At 54.5% G+C, this 20,785-nt stretch carries 20 protein-coding genes; 5 read left to right on the top strand and 15 right to left on the bottom strand.

Annotation, left to right across the window (positions count from 1 at the left end):
- Positions 1-14: 14 nt before the first annotated feature.
- Together ACN0RL_RS03150 and ACN0RL_RS03145 are read left to right on the top strand one after the other, a co-directional pair.
- Positions 15-950, top strand: a complete 936-nt coding sequence (locus tag ACN0RL_RS03150) for a glucosaminidase domain-containing protein (protein WP_417513614.1) — start codon at positions 15-17, stop codon at positions 948-950.
- A gap of 37 nt (positions 951-987) precedes the next feature.
- Positions 988-1,902 (top strand): acyltransferase, encoded by a 915-nt coding sequence (locus ACN0RL_RS03145; RefSeq protein WP_417513612.1) that lies wholly within the window; start codon positions 988-990, stop codon positions 1,900-1,902.
- 22 nt (positions 1,903-1,924) lie between these two features.
- Here the strand turns inward: ACN0RL_RS03145 and ACN0RL_RS03140 are convergent, their stop codons facing one another.
- The 4 genes from ACN0RL_RS03140 to zapE all read right to left on the bottom strand — a co-directional run bounded on the left by ACN0RL_RS03140 (position 1,925) and on the right by zapE (position 9,412).
- The gene (locus ACN0RL_RS03140) at positions 1,925-4,612 is read right to left on the bottom strand and encodes a LuxR C-terminal-related transcriptional regulator (RefSeq protein ID WP_417513610.1); all 2,688 of its coding nucleotides are present in this window, start codon (positions 4,610-4,612) and stop codon (positions 1,925-1,927) included.
- Between the two features lie 164 nt (positions 4,613-4,776).
- Positions 4,777-6,138 carry a DUF1329 domain-containing protein gene (locus ACN0RL_RS03135; protein ID WP_417513608.1) on the bottom strand — a complete coding sequence of 454 codons (1,362 nt, stop codon included), beginning with the start codon at positions 6,136-6,138 and terminating at the stop codon, positions 4,777-4,779.
- Between the two features lie 33 nt (positions 6,139-6,171).
- On the bottom strand, positions 6,172-8,022 hold the full coding sequence (locus ACN0RL_RS03130) for a DUF1302 domain-containing protein (protein WP_417513606.1): 1,851 nt from the start codon (positions 8,020-8,022) through the stop codon (positions 6,172-6,174).
- Between the two features lie 256 nt (positions 8,023-8,278).
- Positions 8,279-9,412 (bottom strand): cell division protein ZapE, encoded by a 1,134-nt coding sequence (gene zapE / locus ACN0RL_RS03125; RefSeq protein ID WP_417513604.1) that lies wholly within the window; start codon positions 9,410-9,412, stop codon positions 8,279-8,281.
- Between the two features lie 195 nt (positions 9,413-9,607).
- On the opposite strand from zapE, the gene ACN0RL_RS03120 reads away from it, so the two are divergent.
- Positions 9,608-10,036, top strand: a complete 429-nt coding sequence (locus tag ACN0RL_RS03120; protein ID WP_417513602.1) for a YhcB family protein — start codon at positions 9,608-9,610, stop codon at positions 10,034-10,036.
- Here ACN0RL_RS03120 and ACN0RL_RS03115 read toward each other — a convergent pair whose 3' ends face one another.
- The 11 genes from ACN0RL_RS03115 to ACN0RL_RS03065 form a co-directional block, all read right to left on the bottom strand.
- Positions 10,037-10,780, bottom strand: a complete 744-nt coding sequence (locus ACN0RL_RS03115; protein WP_417513600.1) for a Nif3-like dinuclear metal center hexameric protein — start codon at positions 10,778-10,780, stop codon at positions 10,037-10,039.
- A 249-nt stretch (positions 10,781-11,029) separates the two neighbouring features.
- Positions 11,030-12,082, bottom strand: coding sequence for a histidinol-phosphate transaminase (gene hisC / locus ACN0RL_RS03110; RefSeq protein ID WP_417513598.1), 1,053 nt, complete (start codon positions 12,080-12,082; stop codon positions 11,030-11,032).
- Entirely contained in the window at positions 12,075-13,385 is a 1,311-nt protein-coding gene (gene hisD, locus ACN0RL_RS03105; protein ID WP_417513596.1) for a histidinol dehydrogenase, read from the bottom strand. Before hisD ends, hisC begins: the two co-directional genes overlap by 8 nt.
- A gap of 183 nt (positions 13,386-13,568) precedes the next feature.
- A complete protein-coding gene (gene hisG, locus ACN0RL_RS03100) occupies positions 13,569-14,207 on the bottom strand; it encodes an ATP phosphoribosyltransferase (RefSeq protein WP_417513594.1) in 639 nt (212 codons plus the stop codon).
- Between the two features lie 29 nt (positions 14,208-14,236).
- A complete protein-coding gene (gene murA / locus ACN0RL_RS03095) occupies positions 14,237-15,499 on the bottom strand; it encodes a UDP-N-acetylglucosamine 1-carboxyvinyltransferase (RefSeq protein ID WP_417513592.1) in 1,263 nt (420 codons plus the stop codon).
- Between the two features lie 34 nt (positions 15,500-15,533).
- Positions 15,534-15,776 (bottom strand): BolA family protein, encoded by a 243-nt coding sequence (locus tag ACN0RL_RS03090; protein ID WP_417513590.1) that lies wholly within the window; start codon positions 15,774-15,776, stop codon positions 15,534-15,536.
- Between the two features lie 26 nt (positions 15,777-15,802).
- Positions 15,803-16,111: an STAS domain-containing protein gene (locus ACN0RL_RS03085; protein WP_417513588.1), complete on the bottom strand. Its 309-nt coding sequence runs from the start codon at positions 16,109-16,111 to the stop codon at positions 15,803-15,805.
- Positions 16,108-16,719, bottom strand: a complete 612-nt coding sequence (locus ACN0RL_RS03080; protein ID WP_417513934.1) for an MlaC/ttg2D family ABC transporter substrate-binding protein — start codon at positions 16,717-16,719, stop codon at positions 16,108-16,110. Before ACN0RL_RS03080 ends, ACN0RL_RS03085 begins: the two co-directional genes overlap by 4 nt.
- A 73-nt stretch (positions 16,720-16,792) precedes the next feature.
- On the bottom strand, positions 16,793-17,242 hold the full coding sequence (gene mlaD / locus ACN0RL_RS03075; protein WP_417513586.1) for an outer membrane lipid asymmetry maintenance protein MlaD: 450 nt from the start codon (positions 17,240-17,242) through the stop codon (positions 16,793-16,795).
- A 34-nt stretch (positions 17,243-17,276) separates the two neighbouring features.
- Positions 17,277-18,059: a lipid asymmetry maintenance ABC transporter permease subunit MlaE gene (gene mlaE, locus ACN0RL_RS03070; protein WP_417513584.1), complete on the bottom strand. Its 783-nt coding sequence runs from the start codon at positions 18,057-18,059 to the stop codon at positions 17,277-17,279.
- On the bottom strand, positions 18,056-18,868 hold the full coding sequence (locus tag ACN0RL_RS03065) for an ABC transporter ATP-binding protein (RefSeq protein ID WP_417513582.1): 813 nt from the start codon (positions 18,866-18,868) through the stop codon (positions 18,056-18,058). The genes mlaE and ACN0RL_RS03065 overlap by 4 nt, the downstream gene beginning before the upstream one ends.
- Before the next feature lie 324 nt (positions 18,869-19,192).
- On the opposite strand from ACN0RL_RS03065, the gene ACN0RL_RS03060 reads away from it, so the two are divergent.
- Both ACN0RL_RS03060 and ACN0RL_RS03055 read left to right on the top strand, forming a co-directional pair.
- Positions 19,193-20,173 carry a KpsF/GutQ family sugar-phosphate isomerase gene (locus tag ACN0RL_RS03060; RefSeq protein ID WP_417513580.1) on the top strand — a complete coding sequence of 327 codons (981 nt, stop codon included), beginning with the start codon at positions 19,193-19,195 and terminating at the stop codon, positions 20,171-20,173.
- 47 nt (positions 20,174-20,220) lie between these two features.
- Entirely contained in the window at positions 20,221-20,784 is a 564-nt protein-coding gene (locus ACN0RL_RS03055) for a KdsC family phosphatase (RefSeq protein WP_417513578.1), read from the top strand.
- The last annotated feature ends 1 nt before the right edge of the window (position 20,785 follow it).

Genomic DNA, 20,785 nt, shown 5'->3' with positions numbered 1-20,785 from the left:
TGGAGAGAGGTTTTATGTCAGCTGCAATGCGTTCGCTAATGCTGGTCGTTCCGCTGGTCGCTTTTGCCATCGGAGGCGGGCTCTACGTACCCTCGGAAAGATCAGTCTATGACAATAATAGTGGCTCAGAGCCCGCTTTGAGTTCACTGCCTCCGCTGCCCTCCTGGGCCCGTGAGGAGCTTCCGGACTTCTCTGACTATCAGGACACTACAGAGAAGAAGGTGGCCTTTTTCTCGTTCCTTTACCCCCGTATTGTCCTTGCCAATTCCCGCATACTTATTGAACGGGACTACCTGGACAGCCTCAGCACGAAAGACACCCTGTCGAAACAGGAATACACCTGGCTCGCAGCTCAATCAAAGCGCCTGCGGGTAGACGAGGAGCCCGGCAGCCCTGAGCAATTTGCCTTACTGAGAAAACGTCTGGATATCATCCCGCCTTCTCTGATTCTGGCGCAGGCCGCCAATGAGTCTGCCTGGGGAACCTCACGCTTTGCTCTGCGGGGAAACAACCTGTTCGGCCAATGGTGTTTCTCCAAAGGTTGCGGCCTGGTGCCCCTGAACCGGGTTGAAGGTGCCAGCCATGAAGTGGCAGCCTTTCCATCACCCTATCACTCTGTGCGGGCCTATATTCAGAACCTGAACCGGCATGCCAGCTATCAGGGGCTGCGTGACACCCGTCTTGATGACAGAGAAGCCGGTGATCCGCTTTCAGGGCTTGCCCTCGCCCGCGGATTAAGCAGCTATTCTGAGCGCGGCGAAGAATATGTTAATGAAATTCGCTCGATGATCCGTTATAACAATCTGGAGTTCTACGATACGGAATTCAGGAATATTTTAAGCGATCGAAGCCCGTCGCACCTGAAGAGCCTGGCATCGGCAAAAGCCGGGCAGACCCTTCTCCCAGGCCAGCTTGCGGGAGAGAGAACCGCTGCTTCGGCCGAGGGCTGATTTCCGATTAACCCCTGATAACCTGAGACATTCCCGCATGCTTGATTTTCTGCCTGCGCCGCTGAAGGGAACCCTGGCGGCTCTGTTCGTGTTGCTGAATACACTCGTACTCTTTCCGTTTCTGATGCTGTTTGCGCTACTCAAGCTTGTCCTCCCTGTAATCTCTGTTCGCAAGGGCTGTACCCTTGTGCTGAATACCATCGCCAGGGTGTGGATAGGGGTCAACAACCTTGTAATGGATACGCTGCACAAGGTTGAATGGGATGTGCGGGGCGCGGAACATCTCAGCCGCGAACACTGGTATTTTGTCACCTGCAACCACCAAAGCTGGGCTGACATTCCGGCCATACAGTATGTGCTCAACAGCCGGATACCCCTGCTCAAGTTCTTCCTGAAAAAACAGCTGATCTGGGTTCCATTGCTGGGTGTTGCCTGGTGGGCGCTGGACTTTCCGTTTATGCACCGCCACACCAAAGAGCAGATTGCCCGGAAGCCGGAACTGAAAGGTAAAGATATCGCCGCTACCCAGGCGGCTTGCGAAAAGTTCCGCTATACACCGGTGACCATCTTCAATTTCATGGAAGGGACCCGCTTTACGCCGGAGAAACACAAACGTCAGAACTCCCCTTACAAGCATCTCCTGAAGCCAAGGGCGGGCGGTACCGCCTTTGTTCTGGGTGCCATGGGTGAAATGCTGCATACCATGCTGGATGTGACGATTGTTTACCCCGGAGAGCACGGCAGGATAGGTATCTGGGATTATCTGAGCGGGCGCATCCGCACCATTGTGATCGATATCCGGGTACGGGAAATTCCGGCACAGTTTCTTGGAATGGATTATGAAAACAGCCGGGAAACCCGGGTTGAGTTTCAGCGGTGGGTAAGTGAACTCTGGGCCGAAAAAGATGCCCGTATAGAGGCAATCAAAAGCGAAAGCCGGAATCAGGCCTGATTCAACCTGAGCCTCGCTGGCTTCACAGCAGCCCAAGCTCCCGGGCGCGAACCGTCGCTTGAGTTCGCGAGCGCACTTCCAGCTTGGCGTTTATACGCCGGGCGTGAGTTTTTACCGTATGCAAGGAGATGTGCAGTTTGTCAGCAATCTCCTGGTTCGATAAACCTTTGGCGATCAGCTCAAGCACACTCTGTTCGCGATCGCTGATAGGCTCGGCCAGCGACGCAGGCAACTTGCCTCCCGCTATGCCGAACAGGTGCCCCAGAGCTTCCCGGAAAGGTGTTTCCGAAAGCTGGTTGTAAGCCTTTTCCATCAGATCCCTCAGCTCAAGCTTCAGCTCTGCAAACGGGCTTATAAAGTGTTCCTTTTCCGCCTCCGATACCACCGCTAAAACCATCTTCTGCGCGACGGCCAGGCCTTTATCCTCGCTGACGAGTATGGCCTCCAATAGCCTCATGTGTATCTCCACGCCCCATGGAATGGCCTCATTGTATCGCTTACGTGAGCTTGCGAGGGTTTCCCGGGCCCTCACGGTTTCGCCCCGGGCGAGATCCAGGCGCACCTGAAGGCAGTCCAGTAATCCCGGCATCATCGGGAAGAGCTCCGGTACGCAGCCAGCTTCCCGGTATGGCTGTAATCTCATAAGCGCCTGGCCGACACTTTCCAGCTGATTGAGGGCCAACCAGCAACTGGCCTTCAGAGCTTCCAGCACCGGCACGTAAAGCGACTCATCCACCTGCCAGGTGTGCATGGTGCGCTCTGCTCTGCCAATCCACACAAATGCGTCTTCCAGGCGGCCCTGGGAGCGACACATCAATACCCGGATAGCCATTGCCAGCAGAAGACCGAGATCCCGGGTCTGCTCTGCATGGCGCCCACAGATCACCAGAAGCCGATCCGCCTCAGAGTCACGCCCCTGATGCCAGAGTACGAGCACAAGGTTCAGTTGAAGCCGTGTTTCTCCAATCCTGGCGGGCCGGGCAAGTTCCTGCACAACGGTATCCAGCCCGGTTCTCAGCAGTTGTTCTGCATGCCTGAGCGCGCCTTTTCCAAGTTCGATCCGGGCATGGGAGTATACTGCCAGCGCTTCTGAACCAGAGTCCCCGGCCTCCCTTGCCAGGCGGGATGCCGCGCGATTGGCCTCCCGGGCTTCCGTGAACCGCCCTGACGCACACAAAGCGCTGGCACGAACCATCTGGGTGACCAACTGGCCCTGGGTGGACAACTCAGGGCCGGAAAGAGCGCGTTCGGCCATTTCCAGAGCGGTTGCAACCTGCCCTTCCCCACGCAGGATAAACGCTCGAAGCGCACAGATTCGTGCTTTATGTTCTTGCTGGTTCTCAGCATCCATACCGTCAATCAGTGCGCGCGCTTGCCGAAACTGACCACCAATGGCGTGTACCCAGCTATAAACAATTCTAAGCCTGGGGCTACGCTCAAGCAGGGGAGCAGGCAGACTTTTACGCAAACGCAGAAGCGATGCCGTGTCCTGCCCAAGCAAAAGTGCTTCGGATCCTTCAGACGCAATACGGATCACTTCTTCTGCATCACCTGCCAGCAGTGAATACTTGAGTGCCTCAGGAAATTGATCGCGACTGCCGAACCACCGACTGGCCGCCAACATCCGGTCAGCATAACCTGCCATTACGGGTGCTTTTAACCACTCCATCAACAACGGGTTTAGCCGGTACCAGCGCCCCCAACCCGGCATGATCTTGACGGGCAAACCCCGTTCAAGAACCTCGGATGGCAGCATCACACCGTCGGGTATCAGAGGTTGAAGCGTCAACACCAATTCATCGGAACAGAGCCCGAGTTCTGATATCGCCCTCAAGGCCCGTATTTGGCTGGGTGTCAGACTGCCCAGGACTGACTCCTTCAAAAAGCGCTCAACACCGGGCGTTTCGGAAACAGCATGTCTTTCTGTACTTTGCAGAATATCCCGGCGGTAAAGCGCCAGAGGCGTTGGCCAGCCCTCTGTAAGATCATACAAGTGGTCAATCGCAACACTGGTTAGCTGATGATCACCCAGAATGTCCCTGAAAAACTCAAAGGTTTCGCTTCGGCTGAATTCAAGCTTTTCGACTCCAACACGGGTAAACCGGTTTTCCAGCTCCAGAGCGTGAGTTTCATAGGGCAGCGCCTGCCTTGAAAGCATGACAACCGAGAAGTGGGGCGGTATGTCCGCCACCAGCTGCTGTAACAGAGCGACAACCGCCGGGTTGGTGATGTGGTGAAGACCATCCAGAACAAGCACGGAGTGTTTTTCTGCAGGCGTTTTTTTCAGCCCCATTAGCATTATCGCGAGGGCATCCGGGAATGTGGCGCCGCCTTGCAGGCTGCTTTCAGACGATTCGGGGATACCCAGAGCAACAGACAACAGACTGAGAAAACGGGTGGGCGCATTATCCTGAGAATTCAGTGGTAACCATCGGACACTTTCTTCTTCGATCCCCGCTGCCTGAATCCCCATGGCAACGGTATGGGATTTTCCATACCCGCAAGGGGCTTCTACAAACGTAACACCGCGCGGTGTTAATGCCTCGGCGATCAAAGTATCAAGATTAGGACGTGCCAACGAATGGCTAGGAGCGGCAGGTAACTGCAATCTCTGCCTGAGCAGATCCCTTACGAGTTCACCCCGCTGGAGTCCGCTGTTTGCTGTCTGGAATTCGTCATTGGCCGCACAGCCATCATGGAATGATTTCACATACTGCCCCGGATACACCTTTAGTATGACAACGAGGTTAAACCAATTGAGGGGCTGGCTGCAAAGTTTTGACGTGAAAGGTATTTATACGGTGACAGTTTTTCATCGTGAAAACAGAAACGGCGGGCCAAAGGCCCCCCGTTTCTGTAGATCAGCACACCCGTTTAACGGGTTCCGGCTCTGCGCAGAGCGGCCGGAGTATAGTCTCTCGACTGGCGCTCAACACCAAACTGATAGGGTTCACTTTCCTCGTTTGTCAGACCGTTGACCAGGTAGCGTCCGGACAGAAGATCGTAAAGGGTTTCAACTGCATACCAGGGAACGATCTGGTCGTAGAACTGCATAGAATGGGCTTCAGCCACGCGCCAGAGCTCTCCACGGCCATCGTAATGGTCGATAACAACAGCCTGCCAGGTATCTTCATCAATGAAGAGGTCACGCTTCGCATAGATGTGACGCTCACCGTCTTTCAAGGTCGCGCGTACGTGCCACACACGGTGAAGCTCGTAACGGGTCAGGTCCTGATTAATATGGCCCGGCTTGATGATCTGGTCATATGTGAGGCTGCGATCGACCAGCTTGTAGGAGTTGTACGGAATGTACATTTCCTTCTTGCCTACCAGCTCCCAGTCATAGCGATCTGGCGCGCCGTTGAACATATCGAAGTTATCCGATGTCCGCATGCCGTCAGACGCTGTACCCGGTCCGTCGTAGGCAACCTGAGGCGCGCGGCGAACACGACGCTGGCCCGCGTTGTATACCCACGCACGACGTGGTTCTGCAACCTGGTCGATGGTCTCATGAACCAGCAGTACGTTACCGGCCAGACGCGCCGGAGCGGTGATAGCCTGCTTGAAGTAGAACAGCACGTTGGCATCTTCACCCGGCTGGTAATCCGTAAGGTAACTTCTCCAGGTCAACTCATCCTGAAACTTTACAATGGAGAAGGCGCCATTAGCGGTAGGTGTAGCCTGCCCGACGTTACGCTGTACAGAGCCACCGCGATAGCGCGTGATGTGGTTCCAGTATGCTTCGAGCCCGTTCTGAGGGATCGGGAACGGTGTTGCGTTCTGATAGTTACTCAGACCATTACCATCCTTGATCATTTCAGCGCGGGTCGCGTTTTTGACCGTCTCATCCATGATGTCTTGCGGATAAGCGGCTGTACGATGAGTTTCGTATACCGGCAACACAAAGTCCGGGTACTGCTTGATCATTGCAACCTGTCCTGGCGACAGCTTATCGGCGTACTCCGCTACGTTGCTCTGATTGATAGTAAACCTGGGGGTCTCATCCGGGAACGGGTTCACGTATATGCCGTCGCCCTTATAGCCTGCGGGAGACGTGGTCATTCCGCCTGTCCAGGCGGGAATATCACCGCCGTTACCGGCTTTTTCTGCACCGATCGGAGTCAGGGAGTCGCCCAGCTTGGCTGCCTCTTCGGCAGAAACCGCACCCCAGGCCTGACCTGCAACAAGACTTGCAGCCAGAATTCCCGTGGTGAGTAATTTCTTGTTCAGTTTCATTTAAATTACCTCGTTAAACGAATTCTTGGCGGTTCAGAATGAGTAGGAAACGCTGGCACTCACGAAATCCCGGTCAGTCAACTCGTTATAGGGCTTGCCACCGAAAAAGTTGGTGTAACCGATATCGGCGGTAATCTTGTTCTGGTAAACCGCCTCGAGAGACAGGCCGATAGCTTTGTTACCCTCGTTAAAATTACCTCCGGGCTGCGGGCTATAACCTTCCACGTCGTGACTCCAGGCCACCTGCGGAGACAGGTTTATACCGGCAATGGCATTCGGGTAGTTCCACACCATACGGGCTCTGTAGCCCCATGAAAAGTCTGTGGTAAACCCATCGTTGGTGCAATAGCTCGGGTTGATGTTGATGCCAGCTGCGCAGACGTCAACAATGTTTCCACCGCCAGCGTCTGTTGGAAGTGTGCCAAGACCAAAGGTGCCTGAGCGGCCATAACGGGCGTCATCAAGGCTGGGAAGGTCGTGCACGTAGGTTGCGCCGAATTCCGTGATAAAGGTCACTCGGCTTGCGCCCATCACCTGGTCGAAGAACTTGAGCAGGGTGAACTGGGCCTGGGAAACACCAAAGCTGTCGTTTCCGGATACCCTGGCCCCTGGCGTGAGAGTGCCCAACTCCTCTGTACGCTGTTGTTCCAGCTTACTGACCGGCGAGCCGTCAATCGGGTTGGCAAGCTGAAGACCACCATAGATCAGCTCAAACGCGTTCCACTGCAGAGGCATTTTGTCACGATACGAGTATTCAGCACCCAGAGACCAGCCACCCGGAGTGTTGGTGTTGATACTGATACCATAGAGGTTAATATTTTCAGGGTACTCTATAAAATACGAGGGGAAGGGGCTGCTTGAATCTTTGATCGTTCCGCTCACGTACGGCAAACGGCTATTATACTTGATGTAGTAAAAGCCGAGCTCGGAATCGTTCAGGGCCGGCACATACCAGCGCATCGCAACACCAAACTGATCTTTTGAATCCGCTTCGACATCACCAAGACGGGGTGCTACGAATCCCTGGGCCAGAGCCTGGGAGTCTGGCAGCTGGCCAGCAAGCAGAACCGGACCGCAGCCATCTGCTGCAAAGTCGTTGGTGGAGAAGAAGGTGCCGCAATCATCCGGGCGAACGGGAGCCCAGTCTGTCTGCACGAAAGCCTCTACCGAAACGTTTTCCGTGACACCGGCCGATATGTAGAACATTTCAACCGGCAGCAGCGCATCTTTCAGCTCGGAACCCGGAGCGCGGAACGCCGGGACGTCGATAGGGTTGATTGTGTTTATACCGCCCTGGATGAAAGTACTCTCACCCCAGCTAACCACCTGCTTGCCGTAACGGGCACTCACCGGAACGTTCCCGAAGTACCAGTCAGTAAATATGTAAGCGTCCAGAATTTCGCCGCCGGAGGCATTGCCTTTAGCGCTGCTGTTGAGTTCGCGCTGCTGCCCGACATCATCGACTGCGCGGCTTTCATCTTTCAGTTCGAAGTCGTACCAGTAACGACCGCGCACGAAGCCACCTACCCGGGTCAGATACTGGCTGTCGACTGCGTAGTCGAGGAAAAGCTCGCTGTTACCTTTGACGATCTTGGAGTAGGTGTCGCCCTTCTCAAAGTTCAGGTTGCCATCGTCGTAGTTGTTCGTTGATGCACCCGTGGTGGTGTTCGCAAATTGCGGCCCCAGGTTGCCCTGGGCAATCAGCCGCTTGTCGCGATCCTCAACTCGCCACCCGGCCCCGGCTGAGAGCGTGGTGTTGAACTGGGCTTCTACATCCCCGAGATAAAAAGAGTACGCAGACGCGTGGCCAGACATACCTGCTGCCACTGCCACGGCAAGCGGTAATCTTGTCCAACGCTGCCATTGGTGTATTTTTCTTGTCATTGGAAGGCTACTCCATTGTTGTTCTGAGTCGCTGCTCTGATTATTGGTATTCACGATGTATTGGAGGCTTCATGCACAGTGCTCGTGATGTAGGCACTATAGCTAACGCTGTCCAGTGCTTTGATCAGTCAAAAGTATGATTTTACTCTCACCACCCGCTCACCACCCCGATCGACGCCGGGTTTTCTCGCACAGAATCACTATAGACAACAATTCCGGATGCAACCACTTTGCTTTTGATGGTTTTTTGCGCCTGCTAGGGCTTGTGCGGAGCTTCCAGATATTCTTGTGACTGCATTTCCAGGAGCCGTGATTCAGTGCGCTCGAATTCGAAGCTCAGGCGACCGCCGGAGTAGAGCTCAGTAATAGGCACAGCTGCTGACATAATCACTTTTACATTGCGGTCATAGAATTCGTCGACCATGTTCACGAACCGGCGTGACTGGTCATCTTTGTCACCGCCAAGCACGGGGACGTTACTGATGATGATTGCGTGAAACTGGCGCGCCATCTCAATGTAGTCGTTCTGGCTGCGGGGGCCGTCACACACATCCTTGAAATCGAACCACACCACATCGTCGGCATGCGCCTGTGCGGGAATTTTTCGGCCGTTAATCTCCATAGATTTGCTGTGCTTTCCGGCTTCTACCGCCAGTGCGTCGAAGCTCCTGCGCAGGGAGGCATCGGCCTCCTCGCCCAACGGAGAATGGTAAAGCTCAGCCTGCTCCAGCGTTCGCAAACGATAATCAACGCCGCCATCTACGTTCACAACGTCAGTGTGCTTGTTCACCAGTGCTATCGCGGGCAGGAACCGCGCTCGCTGCAAACCATTTTTATATAAACCGTCGGGAATGATGTTGGATGTGCACACCAGGGTAACGCCGCGTTTGAACAGACCATCCATGAGGGTTGCAAGAATCATGGCATCGCCAATATCTGACACAAAGAATTCGTCAAAGCAGATCACGCGGGTTTCATCGGCAAACTTTTTGGCCACAAGATCCAGCGGATTCTTTTCACCTTTGACGTTTTTCAGTTCCTGATGAACCCGTTGCATGAAGCGGTGAAAGTGCACGCGCATCTTGCGCTTGAACGGCAGCGACTCATAAAAGGTGTCCATCAGATAGGTTTTGCCTCGGCCAACGCCTCCCCAGAAATACAGGCCTTTAACCGGTTCTTCCCGGCCTTTCTTCAACTTGCGCCGCAATTTGGCCATTGCTTTTCCGCGTTCGCTTTCCGCTTCCACCAGTTTGTCGTAAAGTGTCTGGAGGCGTTGAACTGCGTCTGCCTGAGCGGCATCACTGAGAAAATCCGGGCGTTCGAGATCCGCTTGATAGCGCTGCCAGGGGGTCTGGCTTGCAGTGGTTTCAGAAGGCATGGAAACTGTCATCAGGAAATCCCGGGGTCTGATCGTTGATTTTGGCGCGACGTATTATCGCGTATTTACGGTTTTTTCGCCATGCTGAAGGGCTGCGGGGCAATACGACGATTGGCTCAGCACGCAAGCATGGGCTGATGGAGCTGCGGGCGTTATACTGGCTCACATGACTTGGTTCATTTTTCAGGCAACAGGACGACACAGCATATGACGAACCTGATTCTGGCAGCGATTGCCGCATTGATTGTTGGCATTATCATCGGAGCACTTGTTGGCCGCTCGGGGCAGGGTTCTTCCCTCCGACAGCGCCGTGCGGAACAGCAGGCCGAAGAGCTGCGCAACGAGTACACCCGTTATCAGGCCCAGGTAAATGAGCATTTTATGGAGTCGGCCCATTTACTGAGCCGGTTTAACGATGCGTACCGTGATGTAAACCAGCATATGGCTCGCGGCGCTAACCGCCTGTGCAATGATGAGGACTGGATGGCTGAGCTTGCTGAGCAAACCTCCCGCAAGCGCCTTGAGGAAGTCAGCGAGGACGGTGTCGAGCCGCCCCGTGACTATGCTCCCAAGACGTCGGGCACGCTTTCTGAAGATTTTGGCCTGAAGAAGGGCGATAAAGCACCGCAGGCTTGATCAGACCGGGTTATCGCAATCAATAAACCGATGACTTGTGCCAAATTCCTTTTCTAACGCCACACCGAGCGCTTTCACTCCATAGCGCTCGGTTGCGTGGTGCCCGGCGGCATAATAATGGATACCGCACTCTCTGGCGGTGTGGGTTGTCGGTTCGGAGATTTCGCCACTGATGTAGGCATCGAGGCCTGCATCAATCGCTGTATTGATAAACCCTTGCGCCGCCCCTGTGCACCACCCTACCCGTTTGATTTCTGCTTTTCCGTCGCCGACCCGCAGAGGTTCCCGATGGAGCGCTCTGGCGATGTGCAGCCCGAATTTTTCGGGCGACATTGCTTCGTGAAGCTCACCTTCCCAGACCAGACCGTTTAATGGCTGGGGATTCCCGATACCGAGGATGTCTGCCAACTGGCGGTTGTTGCCGTATTCCGGGTGGTCATCCAGGGGGAGGTGGTAGGCGACCAGGTTTATGTCGTTATCCAGAAGCCGCTTTAATCGTTCACGCTTCATACCCTGGATGCGCTGATCTTCGCCTTTCCAGAAGTAGCCGTGGTGAACGATAACCATGTCGGCGTTTGCGGCGATGGCTGCTTCGATGAGTGCGCGGGAGGCGGTTACACCGGTGATGATGGTTTTTACGTCGCTTTTGCCTTCAACCTGCAGTCCATTGGGGCAATAGTCCTGGAAGTTTTCCGGCTGGAGCCATTCATTGAGTTTCGCGAGAATAGTGTCACGGGTTGCCATGGTTTATCCTCTTTTTCGTTAGACTCTGGAGTTGCCGACTGGCAGGGCGGAGGGGCTTTCCGGGAACCGCTACGAGCACCCCTTGCGGGGTCCGGCCAGCAATCACAGATTGCTGTCGTTCGGCGGCACATAAAGCTCCGCTTTATAAACGCTTGCCTCACCCATTTGCGCTTGTTTCGGGCCGTCCCTGGCCCTCTACATTCCCGGAACGCCTCCTCTCACTACCAGCCTCGATCAGACTTCAGTCGTTTACAGAGATTTTAAGCCAGTAATCAAAGCATCATTCTGCTCGGGAGTGCCAATGGTAATCCGCAAGAATTCACTGATTCTGGACTTATTGAAGTGGCGAACAATGATGCCTTGCTCCCTCAGAGCTTTTGCCAGGCTTTCACCGGAATTCTCTCTATGGCGGGCAAAAACGAAGTTGGCTTTCGAAGGCAAGACTTCGAAATTCAGACCTTCCAGAGCCTCAGTCACACGCTCCCGCTCAAAAATCACCCCTTCACAGGACTTCTGGAACCAGGCTTCGTCTTCGTACGCGGCTTTCGCACCAGCCAAGGCCAGTCTGTCCAGCGGGTAGCTATTGAAGCTGTTTTTGACGCGATTCAGCGCTTCGATAAGATCCGGGTGTCCGATCGCGAAGCCGACGCGGAGGCCTGCCAATGAACGGGCCTTGGACAGTGTCTGGCTGACAAGCAAATTGGGATATTGATCAACAAGCTTAATAGCGGATTCACCGCCAAAATCCACATAAGCCTCATCGACTACTACAACACGCTCGGGGTTGGCTTGAAGGATTGCCTCTACGTGCTCAAGCCCAAGGTAACGCCCGGTAGGCGCATTTGGGTTGGGGAAGATGATTCCGCCGTTGGGCTGTTTGTAGTCTTCGGGGTTGATTTCGAAGCTGTCTGTAACGGGTACGGTTTTGCCTTCAATGTTGTATAGGCCGCAGTACACCGGATAGAAGCTGTAGGTAATATCCGGGAACAGTATGGGCTGGCCGTGCTGGAACAGAGCATAAAAAATATGAGCCAGAACTTCGTCGGAGCCATTCCCCAGGAATACTTGTTCGGGGTTTACGCTGTGATAACCGGCGATGGTCTGGCGCAGGCTTTCGCCTTCCGGGTCCGGGTAGAGGCGAAGGCTGTCGTTGAGTTCGGCCTGTATGGCTTCTATGACTTTTGGTGATGGGCCAAACGGGTTTTCATTGGTGTTCAGCTTTACCAGGTTGGCCATTTTGGGTTGTTCGCCTGGCACATAAGGAACCAGACTGCTAACCAACGGACTCCAGAACTTACTCATCGTTTTTAATCCTGTATTCAGCTGAACGTGCGTGAGCTGTCAGGCCCTCACCTCGCGCCAGAACCGATGCTACTCGCCCCATTCGGTCTGCGCCTTTGGCGCTGAAGCCAATGATGGATGAGCGCTTCTGGAAGTCGTAAACACCCAATGGGGATGAAAACCGTGCGGTCCCACTGGTGGGCAGCACGTGGTTCGGCCCCGCGCAGTAGTCGCCCAGAGCTTCGGCCGTGTAACGGCCCATGAAAATAGCACCGGCATGCCGGATTTCTTCCAGCAATGTTTCCGAGTCTTCCACAGACAGCTCAAGGTGTTCCGGTGCAATCCGGTTGGAGACTTTGGCGGCTTCGCTGAGGTCGGCAACGTGAATCAGAGCCGCGCGCTCGGCGATGGAGGTGCGAATGATGTCGGCGCGCTCCATGGTAGGCAGCAATTTGTTGATGCTCGCTTCGACCGCATCAAGGAAATCGGCATCGGGGCTGATCAATATGGACTGGGCCTGTTCGTCGTGTTCAGCCTGGGAGAACAGATCCATGGCGATCCAGTCGGGATCGGTTTTTCCGTCGCAGATCACGAGGATTTCCGAGGGGCCGGCGATCATGTCGATGCCGACGGTACCAAAGACTTCCCGCTTGGCCGTGGCCACAAAAATGTTGCCGGGGCCCACAATTTTGTCCACTGCGGGGATGGTTTCTGTGCCGTAGGCCAGAGCACCAACAGCCTGCGCACCGCCTACGGTGAATACACGATCAACACCTGCGATAGCCGCCGCAGCTAACACCAGATCATTCACCACGCCATCCGGAGTAGGCACAACCATAATGACTTCGCCCACGCCTGCAACTTTGGCGGGAATGGCATTCATCAATACGGAAGAAGGATAAGCAGCTTTACCGCCAGGAACGTAAAGCCCGGCGCGGTCCAGTGGCGTTACTTTCTGGCCCAGCACGGTGCCGTCTTCATCCTGATACTGCCAGGATTTCTGGTTCTGCCGCTCGTGATAATCCCGCACGCGATCTGCAGCCTGTTCCAGCGCCACGCGCTGATCTTGCGGAATCGCTTTCAGGGCCTGTTGCAAACGGTCCTGGCTCATTTCCAGCTCGGCAACACTGCCGACGTTCAGCCGATCAAATTTTTCGGTGAACTCCAAAACCGCCTTATCACCGCGGGTTTTCACTTCGTGCAGAATATGACGTACCGTTTCGTTCACCTGATGATCAACACTGTCATCCCAGGCCAGCAGCGTAGCCAGCTCACTGTCAAAGTCACTTTGGGAAGCGTTCAATCGTTTGATGCTAACGGTCATTTCTCAAATCCTGCTTGGATTGTTTCTGGAATCATGCACCCAATACACTGCGAAGGAGTCGTGTCAGGCTTTCGAAAACTGTGCGAAGCCATGGATGGCGTAGCCAAGCGTACATGGAAGTATTCACAGCGTGTTTTCGAAAGCCTGACACGACTGCTTCAGCGCACAAGTTTTCGATCAGTACTAGCGACGTTTATCCACAGCCGCTGCCATCTTCTCAATGATGGGGTTAATCTGCTCGTGTTTCATCTTCATAGAGGCACGATTCACCACCAACCGAGTGCTGATATGGTCGATCAGCTCCCGCGCCTCAAGACCATTGGCCTTCAAGGTATTGCCCGTATCTACAATATCCACAATCTCATCGGCCAGGCCAAGAATCGGCGCGAGTTCCATCGCACCGTAAAGCTTGATGATATCGGCCTGCCGCCCCTGAGCCGCATAATACCGGCGAGCCATATTAACGAACTTGGTTGCGACCCGGATGCGCCCGGCGGGTGGCGTTTCACCTTTAGGGCCAGCTGTCATAAGGCGACAGCGGGCGATGTTCAGGTCCAGAGGCTCGTATAACCCCTCCCCGCCATGCTCCATCAGCACATCCTTACCCGTTACACCCAGATCGGCGCCGCCATACTGCACGTATGTCGGTACGTCGGTTGCACGGATAATAAGCACCCGCACATTAGGATCGGTGGTGGGAAACACCAGCTTTCGGGATTTCTTGATGTCGTCAACCAGCTCGATCCCGGCGTCTGCCAGCAGCGGCAGAGTTTCTTCCAGGATTCGCCCCTTCGACAAGGCGATGGTAATGGAGTCTGTCATGCGTCCTTCCGGTTTACCGCTTGTGTCTGTCACGCTGGCAGGCGGCGGATACTTCCACCAAGCAGCTGCAATTTTTCTTCAATACACTCATAGCCACGATCAATATGGTAGATGCGATCGATAATGGTATCGCCCTCTGCCATCAGGCCCGCAATAACCAGGCTGGCGGATGCGCGCAGATCGGTTGCCATCACCGGCGCACCGGTCAGATGATCAACACCTTTGATAATCGCAGCATTTCCTTCCAGCGTAATATCGGCGCCCATGCGAGTAAGCTCCTGCAGATGCATGAAACGATTTTCGAACACCGTCTCGATGATCGTGCCTGTGCCTTCTGCCACGGCATTCATAGCAGCAAACTGGGCCTGCATATCGGTCGGGAACGCCGGATAAGGCGCCGTACGAATATTGACCGCTTTCGGGCGCTGACCTTTCATATCCAGCTCGATCCAGTCCGCACCAGAGGTGATATGGGCACCGGCTTCTTCCAGCTTGAGCAGCACGGCATCGAGAAGATCCGCGCGGGTATCTTTCAGTTTTACGTGGCCACCGGTCGCGGCTGCCGCCACCAGATAAGTACCGGTTTCAATACGATCTGGCAGCACGTTGTAATGGCAGCCGTGCAGGCGCTCAACGCCTTCGATAACAATGGTCGAAGTACCGTGCCCGGTGATCTTCGCACCCATGGCAATCAGGCACTCGGCCAGATCCACCACTTCCGGCTCACGAGCGGCGTTTTCGAGGATGGTTTTACCATCGGCCAGTGTTGCAGCCATCAACAGGTTTTCAGTGCCGGTTACCGTCACCACATCCATGAAGATGTGCGCGCCTTTCAAACGCCCGTTGGTTTTCGCCCGGATGTAGCCGTTCTCCACCTTGATATCCGCGCCCATCTGCTCGAGGCCCTGGATGTGCAGGTTTACCGGGCGGCTGCCAATGGCACAACCACCGGGCAGAGAGACTTCAGCCTCGCCGAAATGTGCCACCAACGGCCCAAGCACCAGAATGGAGGCGCGCATGGTTTTGACCAGCTCATAAGGCGCATGAAAATGCTTGATGGTGTTGGCGTGAATTTCCACGCTCATCTTCTCATCAATCATCAGCTCCACACCCATGCGACCAAGCAGCTCGATCATGGTAGTCACGTCGTGCAGGTGCGGCAGGTTGCCTACGGTAACCGGCTCATCCGCCAGCAAAGTGGCAGCAAGAATAGGAAGGGCGGCATTTTTTGCACCGGAAATCCGGATTTCGCCGTCCAGGGGCTTACGGCCCCTGATCAAAAGTTTGTCCACAATGGTAATCCTGTCGTGTGCGAGCTGTTCAGCTCTAGCTCTGGCGCGCGGCCCATTCAGCCGGTGTAAACGGTTTCGGGTGAAGGGCGTGAATAGTGCCATCCATGATTTGCTGGAATAGCGCCTTGTTGATCAGTTGCTGCCGCTTGATGCTCGACAGGCCTTCGAAAACGTCACCTATGACCACCACCATGTAATGGCTACCGTCGATCTGTACCTGCACCTCACAATCGGGAAATGCTTCTTTGACCAGCTCGGTGACTTCGGTGGCATCCATAGTAAATCCTCAGGTGTTTGTTGAAATCAGGGGCGGGATTGTAACCAATCCTCGAGGTTGCTCAAAGCGGCAAGCGAAACGAGGCGTTCTGGCGCCGCCGTAAAAGACAGCGAAACACCCAGCTTTTCAGCAAGTCGGCTCCAGCACAGAAGCATGGAGAGAGCCGCGCTGTGGGTGGCGGACAAGCCTGCAAGATCAACCACCAGGCTGTCATTGACCGTTGTGATAAGCCGCTCGCCCTCTGCTCGTAGCGGTAATACGGTGTGAGCGTCAATTGCGCCGGAGACTGCGAGCACGCCATCCTTCAGCTGAACCCTCGGCAGATCTGTGCTCATGACTTGTTCACTTCATCTTCCAGGTTGAGCGATTTCACAACGTCGCTCCATCCGTCAATCACCGCCTGGACCTGCCCTCTGTTGGCTTCCATTTCCTGAGTGAAACGGTCCCGGAATGAAAGGCCGATATTGACCCCTTCGACAATAATGTTTTCCATCATCCAGCTACTGCTTTCCTTGCGGTACATGGAATAAGTGACTGAATAACGATTGCCGGAGGCGGTAATCACCTCCATGGCCACAGAGGCGCGGTTATCATCCTGCGAATTGATGGTTGCGTCGTTAACGTTGATTCTGAAATCTTCAGCACTCACCAACGCCTGAGCATAGCTGTCAAACAAGCTGCGCTTGAATTTGACCACAAACTCGTCGCGCTGCTCGGGAGTTGTCTGGCGCGCATAGCGGCCCATTACCCGAGCTGCGATCCGCCGAAAATCAACAAAACCCTCGAGGGCATTGTCCATGCTCTGGTAAAACGCCTCAGGATCACGATCATAGAGCCCGCGCTCGGCATTAAGTTTCTTCACCAGGCCCTGAGTGTTGTCATCCACATATTGTTGCAAGTCTTCTTCCGGGCCCGCCTGAGCTGATGCCACGCAAAACGCCATCAGTGTCAGAGCGAGAAAAATTCGCTGTGTTAACGCAATCACCTGGTTTCTCCTGTTCGGTCGCAAAACTGGCTTATTTACCAGACGCAAAATTGCTGATGAGCCGTTCAATGTTCATGGCAGACTGGGTGGAGTAAAAAGTGTCTCCCTCTTGAAGGGAATCCATTTCGCCACCAATTGATATATCAATGTACTGTTCACCCAGCAGACCGGATGTACGTATTACTGCAGCGCTATCGGCTGGAATATTATCTACATCGCCATGAATCGACATGGCGACCCGCGCCTGAAAGGTTTCTTTATTCAGACTGATGGAATCGATAGTGCCCACCGTTACGCCTGCCATAGACACCCTGCCCCGGGGTGTAATGCCGCCGGTATCATTAAAATCGGCATAAATGGTGTAGGTGCTTTTGGCGGATTTTGGCGACAGCCCGCTTACCTGCAGCGCCAGAAAGAGCAGCGCAGCAAGACCTGCCAGCATAAACAGGCCAACTGTGATGTCCGTTGTTCTTTGTGTCATTACCCGCTCCCGGTATTATCTCGTCAATCGTTAATCAGAAGTTGCCGAACATTACTGCGGTCAGCACAAAATCCAGCCCCAGAACAGCCAGCGAGGAGTAAACCACGGTTTTTGTGGTGGCCGAACTGATCCCTGCCGATGTGGGTACACAGTCGTAGCCCTGATAAACCGCAATCCAGGCGCATACAAAACCGAATACCACGCTTTTGATCACTCCGTTTACTACGTCGTCCCAGAAATCCACAGAAGCCTGCATATTGCCCCAGTAGGAACCTTCGAAAACGCCCAGCCATTCCACGCCAACCAGCATGCCACCCCAGATACCGACCATAGAAAAAATGATAGCCAGCACCGGCATGGCTATAAAACCTGCCCAGAGCCTGGGAGCAATAACCCGCCGCAAGGGATCGACGCCCATCATTTCCATACTGGACAACTGTTCGGTCGCCTTCATCAAGCCGATTTCAGCGGTCAGCGCGGAACCTGCGCGCCCGGCAAACAGTAACGCCGTTACCACGGGCCCAAGTTCGCGCACCAGGGTAAGCGCAATCATCTGCCCGATGGCGGCTTCGGAACCAAAATCACTGAGAATGGTGTAGCCCTGAAGGCCCAGCACCATGCCGATAAACAGGCCGGAGACCACTATGATCGCCAGCGACAGTACACCAACCGAATACAGCTGTTTCATCAAAAGCGGAAAACCGGTTGCCGGGCGTGGAACGCCTGACAACACACCCACCAGAAAGCGGCCGGCCCTGCCGAAGGATATAACCAGATCTATCCCACTACGCCCGAAGGAAGCGATTCTATCGATCACGACGCACCTCCCGACAGGCCGAAATCTTCAGCCGCCGCCGAGGATGGATAGTGGAACGGCACCGGGCCATCCGGATGCCCGTTCAAAAACTGTTGCACCTGCTCGGACGGATGATCCTGCAACTCGGCAGGCGTGCCTGCACCAATCACTTTCCCATCCGCGATAATGCAGGCGTAGTGGCAGATGCTCAGGGATTCTTTAACGTCATGGGAGACCAGAACGCTGGTGAGCCCCATGGAACTGTTGAGATCACGAATCAGTTTTACCAAAACGCCCATGCCAATCGGGTCCTGCCCGGCAAAGGGCTCATCGTACATGATCAACTCCGGATCCAGAGCAATGCTCCGGGCCAGGGCGACGCGTCGGTTCATACCACCGGAAAGTTCCGACGGCATGAGTTTGCGGGCACCGCGCAAACCAACGGCTTCCAGTTTCATCAGCACGATGTCGTGGATCATGTCTTCCGGCAGTTTGGTGTGCACGCGCATCGGGAAAGCCACGTTCTCGTATACGCTCAAATCAGTAAACAATGCGCCGCTCTGGAACAGCATGCCCATCTTTTCCCGAAACTTGTAAAGTTCTTTACGGCGAAGTTCAGAAATCGGGTGACCATCCACCATTATACTGCCCGAGTCTGGCCGAAGCTGACCACCAACCAGGCGCAACAAAGTCGTTTTACCGCTGCCGCTGGGGCCCATAACGGCGGTAATTTTCCCACGGGGGATTTCCACGGAAACACCATTGAAAATGCGGCGACCAGAGCGCGAAAATACAACGTCCTTTAATGATATGTACGAGCTCAAACCCATATTCCTTACCTTTCAGCCCATAGCCTTTAACTCTCAACACACACCAGCCTGTATAGCACTATGCTTTCAGAGAGCGGCTACATTATTCTAAGGAGCCCACAAGCTCAATCAGTGGTTCCCAAAATGAATCAATAGCAATGATCAATTTCACTGAACATTACGGAAAACTTTAAAGAGAACTCTCCGCAAAATTCGCTATAAAGCCCTCGGTTGCAATCTCTGATGAACTTGCAGTAACCAGGCCGCGCCGCTGGCGGGAAATGTTATACTCCACCAACTTTATCGCAATCCCGTACCATAACGAGAAAGCAGGCCCCTTTCCCGATGACCGAGCAAAAAACATACGATTTCCGGAACCCCGCACTCCAGGCTATTCGCATTGAGCTTGATGCAATAAGCGCCCTGGAAAAACGCATCGATGAACACTTTATACGCGCCTGTGAAGTAATCATGGCATGCAAGGGCCGTGTTGTGGTGACCGGAATGGGCAAATCCGGCCACATAGGCCACAAAATTGCAGCCACCCTGGCCAGCACGGGAACCCCCGCCTTTTTCGTTCACCCCGGAGAAGCCAGCCATGGTGACATGGGTATGATCACCAGCCAGGACGTTGTCATTGCTATTTCAAACAGTGGTAGCACCAGCGAAGTGGTTACCATTCTGCCGCTCATCAAACGCATGGGCGCACCCCTGATCAGCATGACCGGCAATCCGACGTCGATATTGGCAAAAGAAGCAGTAGCGAATCTGGATGTCAGCGTTGAAACGGAGGCCTGCCCACTCGGCCTGGCGCCCACATCCAGTACAACCGCAACGCTGGTGATGGGAGACGCCCTGGCCGTTGCTTTGCTGGAAGCCCGGGGTTTCAGCGCAGAAGACTTTGCGTTCTCACACCCCGGTGGCAGCCTGGGGCGTAAACTCCTGCTGCGGGTATCTGACATTATGCACACCGGCGACCGCATCCCCATGGTAAATGAAGAGACCACCTTGAGTGGTGCTTTGCTGGAAATATCACGCAAAGGGCTGGGCATGACCACCGTCGTAAACGACACTGGCACCATGACAGGTATTTTCACCGATGGTGACCTGCGCCGCACTCTGGACAAGTCCATTGATGTTCACAGTACGCCCATGCGGGATGTAATGACTCGCAATGGAAGAACCATTCAACCAGATCAGCTGGCCGCAGAAGCGCTAAACGTTATGGAAGGACTGAAGATCAGCGCACTCCCGGTTACCGATGAAAGCGGTGCCCTGGTCGGCGCCATCAACATGCACGACCTTCTCCGCGCCGGAGTGATTTAGAGAGTGATTCAAAAAGTGCTCAAGATAGCGATTCAGAGAGCGATTTAATGAAAGAACTGAAAAGCCCACTTCAGGAAATCTGGCCCGAAACCCTGCTGGCCAAAGCAGCCCGCATCAAGCTTGTTGCCCTGGATGTTGATGGCATAATGAGCGATGGCAGGATCTACTTCAGTGCCAAAGGCGATGAACTGAAAGGGTTCAACATTCTGGATGGATTGGGCCTAAAGCAAATCATGGCCGCGGGCATCACTGTAGCCGTCGTTACCGGTCGCAGCTCACCGCTTACCGAAAAGCGCATGAAAGACCTTGGAATCCCCCACCTTATGCAGGGTCGCGAGGATAAAAAGACCGCCTTGCAGGAGCTGGTGAGCACGCTGGACATATTGCCCGAAACCATCGCCTATATGGGCGATGATTTGCCCGATCTGCCCGCCATTCGCTACGCGGGCCTCGGGGTTACGGTGCCAAACGCATACTGGCTGGTGAAAGAGCATGCGGATTACTGCACCCGGGTTAGCGGTGGCAACGGCGCCGTGCGTGAGCTCTGCGATCTGCTACTGACGGCAGGGGGCAACCTGAACTCAGCATTGACGCCCTACCTGGAGCCATAAC

The organism is Marinobacter sp. (assembly GCF_048259445.1).
In the GTDB taxonomy this organism is placed as follows: Bacteria; Pseudomonadota; Gammaproteobacteria; order Pseudomonadales; family Oleiphilaceae; genus Marinobacter.
Note: the sequence above shows the minus strand (reverse complement) of the source record. Positions and strands in the feature narration are given on the sequence as shown.